3 protein-coding genes and 1 pseudogene are annotated in these 3,301 nt (G+C 45.5%); 3 read left to right on the plus strand and 1 reads right to left on the minus strand.

The window, feature by feature from the left end:
- Positions 1–57: 57 nt before the first annotated feature.
- Positions 58–252 (minus strand): helix-turn-helix domain-containing protein, encoded by a 195-nt coding sequence (locus EPX21_RS08550; protein WP_240768612.1) that lies wholly within the window; start codon positions 250–252, stop codon positions 58–60.
- Between the two features lie 255 nt (positions 253–507).
- Here EPX21_RS08550 and EPX21_RS08555 point away from each other — a divergent pair, with 255 nt between their 5' ends.
- From EPX21_RS08555 to EPX21_RS08565, 3 genes and pseudogenes are all read left to right on the plus strand, one after another.
- Positions 508–813 carry a DUF4134 domain-containing protein gene (locus EPX21_RS08555; RefSeq protein WP_134089255.1) on the plus strand — a complete coding sequence of 102 codons (306 nt, stop codon included), beginning with the start codon at positions 508–510 and terminating at the stop codon, positions 811–813.
- A gap of 11 nt (positions 814–824) precedes the next feature.
- Positions 825–1,157 carry a DUF4133 domain-containing protein gene (locus tag EPX21_RS08560; protein WP_134089254.1) on the plus strand — a complete coding sequence of 111 codons (333 nt, stop codon included), beginning with the start codon at positions 825–827 and terminating at the stop codon, positions 1,155–1,157.
- Positions 1,154–3,235: pseudogene (locus EPX21_RS08565) on the plus strand (TraG family conjugative transposon ATPase); the annotation flags it as partial. The gene EPX21_RS08560 and the pseudogene EPX21_RS08565, both read left to right, overlap by 4 nt.
- Positions 3,236–3,301: the final 66 nt, after the last annotated feature.

The raw sequence follows: 3,301 nt of genomic DNA on the forward strand, positions 1-3,301 counted from the left end.
ACAAAAATTAATAAATTTATAACTCGAAAGTCTCCTTAAGGTTTCATCCTAATGTGTCTAATTTAGTTTGAAGACGTACAGTGGTACGTTCAGAAATTCGGCAAGCCTTTCTAAATGCTTTCTTGGTAACAACCTTTCTTCATTCTCTACCTTACTGATAAATGCATTATCCAACTCTAAAGCTGCTCCAACTTCTCTTAGAAATAATCCTTTGCTTTCCCTTAATTCTTTTATTCGTTTTCCAAATGTCATTTTGAATTTATAAGACTTGTCAAATAAGGACAAATTTAAGCAAAAAACTGCAATAATCTGTAAGTCAGGCAACGATATGCAAGACTGTATTCCGACTGAGGGAAAACAGCAATGAAAACTCTTGTTTACCGCCACTCACCGCCAAGTAATTCCACTGAAAGACACATCCTCATTGCGCCTTGATTTCCATGAGACTTTTGTTCCGAAGCCCGCAAGGTGCGGGAAAGTAATAACAAAATTAATTCAGTTTTTAACATGGAAAAACAAAGCAAAAAGGTATGGCTGACAGGCGTAGCGTTACTGTCTGCATTCGGTGTGTTCGCACAAGGGAACGGTTCGGCTGGTATCAACGAAGCCACACAGATGGTTACATCGTACTTCGACCCTGCAACCCAGCTCATTTATGCCATCGGGGCTGTGGTTGGGCTAATTGGGGGTGTGAAAGTGTACAACAAATTCAGTTCGGGCGACCCTGATACAAGCAAGACTGCTGCAAGCTGGTTCGGTGCGTGTATCTTCTTGATTGTTGCCGCTACTATTCTCCGTTCATTCTTCCTGTAAACCGATGCTTTATGAGTAGTTACAACATTAACAAAGGCATCGGGAGAACGGTTGAGTTCAAAGGGCTAAAAGCGCAATACCTGTTCATTTTTTCGGGTGGTTTGCTCGGTGTGCTAATCCTCGTCATGATTATGTATATGGCAAGCGTAAACTCTTACGTGTGCCTGTTCATCGGGGCTGGTGGCGCATCGCTCATCGTGTGGCAAACATTCGCATTGAACGGTAAGTACGGCGAACACGGATTGATGAAACTCGGGGCAAAGAAAAGGCATCCGAAATATATCATCTGCCGCAAAGCTGTACACCGCTCGTTAAAATTCACCCCTAAACCGAAAGCCCTATGAGAAACACAGCAAAAGCCACAACGCTGGAAAGCAAGTTTCCATTACTGGCGGTGGAACACAACTGCATCATTTCAAAGGATGCAGACATTACGGCTTGCTTCCGGGTACACCTGCCGGAACTGTTCACGGTAGCATCGCCTGAATATGATGCCATCCATTCGGCTTGGCACAAGGCTATCAAGACCTTGCCGGATTACACGGTCATCCACAAACAGGATTGGTTTATCAAAGAAAGCTACACACCGGATATTGCGCAGGACGGATTGAGCTTTTTGGCGAAGTCCTACCAGCAGCATTTCAACGAACGTCCTTTCTTAAACCATTACTGCTATCTCTTTCTGACGAAGACTACCAAAGAGCGGATGCGGATGCAGAGCAACTTCAGTTCGCTTTGTAAGGGTGTTCTTATTCCCAAAGAAATAAGGGATAAAGAAACTGTTCGCAGGTTCATAGAGGCAGTAGCGCAGTTTGAGCGCATCATGAACGATAGCGGGTTTGTGAAGCTGGAACGCCTGACCGAAGATGACATTATCGGTACAGAAGACAATCAGGGATTGCTGGAACTGTATTTTACACTATCAAGGGAGGCGGGAACCGCTATGCAGGACATCGCACTCGGTGCGGAAGATATGCGTATCGGCAACAAAAGGCTGTGCCTGCACACGCTTTCGGACACGGACGATTTGCCCAACACCGTATCGGTAAATACGAGGTACGAAAAACTGTCCACGGACAGGAGCGATTGCCTTTTGTCCTTTGCTGCTCCGGTGGGTCTGCTCCTTAGCTGTAACCACATTTACAACCAATATCTGTTTTTGGACAACAGCGATGAGAACCTCCGCAAGTTTGAAAAGTCGGCCCGTAACATGCACTCGCTGGCAAGGTATAGCCGGGCTAATCAAATCAACAAAGAGTGGATTGAGAAGTACCTGAACGAAGCGCATTCATTTGGTTTGTCTTCTATCCGGGCGCACTTCAATGTGATGGCATGGTCGGATGACCCGAACGAACTCAAACAGCTAAAGAACGATACAGGTAGTGCGCTGGCTCTAATGGAATGCAAGCCACGCCACAATACCGTTGATGTTGCTACGCTGTATTGGGCGGCGATGCCGGGCAATGCTGGCGACTTTCCGGCAGAGGAAAGTTTTTACACGTTCATCGAACCTGCGTTGTGTTTCTTCACCGAGGAAACCAACTACCAAAGTTCTCCATCACCTTTCGGTATGAAGATGGCGGACAGGCTCACGGGCAAGCCCATCCATTTGGATATTTCGGATTTGCCCATGAAAAAAGGTATCATCACGAACCGCAACAAGTTCATCTTGGGGCCATCAGGTTCGGGAAAATCTTTTTTCACCAATCACATGGTGCGGCAATACTACGAACAGGGCGCACACGTCCTGCTCGTAGATACCGGAAACTCCTATCAGGGATTGTGTGAGTTGATTAAGGGAAAGACCAAAGGCGAAGACGGTGTTTACTTTACTTACACAGAAGATAACCCGATTGCGTTCAATCCCTTTTATACCGATGACGGCGTGTTTGATATTGAGAAAAGGGAAAGTATCAAAACGCTCATTCTTACCCTTTGGAAACGTGATGATGAACCGCCGACACGTTCGGAAGAAGTGGCATTGTCCAATGCCGTGAGCGGTTATATCGAACGCATCAAGCAAAGCGATGAACATCCCTCTTTCAATGGGTTTTACGAGTATGTACGGGGCGATTACAAAAAGGTATTGACAGAAAAACAAGTCAGGGAAAAGGACTTCGACCTCGCCAATTTCCTGAACGTACTGGAACCCTATTACAAGGGCGGTGAGTATGACTATTTGTTGAACTCCGAGAAGCAATTAGACCTGCTTTCCAAACGCTTCATAGTCTTTGAAATTGATGCCATAAAAGACCACAAGATACTTTTCCCCATCGTGACAATCATCATTATGGAGGTCTTTATCAACAAGATGCGCCGATTGAAAGGTGTGCGCAAACTCATTTTAATTGAGGAAGCGTGGAAGGCAATCGCCAAAGAGGGCATGGCGGAATACATAAAGTACCTCTGTGCGCCCGTACAGGTGGCTTAGTAAATATCTCTTTGGCAAGAGATTAGGTTAGTGTTCTTTAAAAAACCTATCATCAAC

Origin of the sequence: Olivibacter sp. XZL3 (assembly GCF_004368405.1) — a bacterium.
GTDB lineage: Bacteria > Bacteroidota > Bacteroidia > Sphingobacteriales > Sphingobacteriaceae > Olivibacter.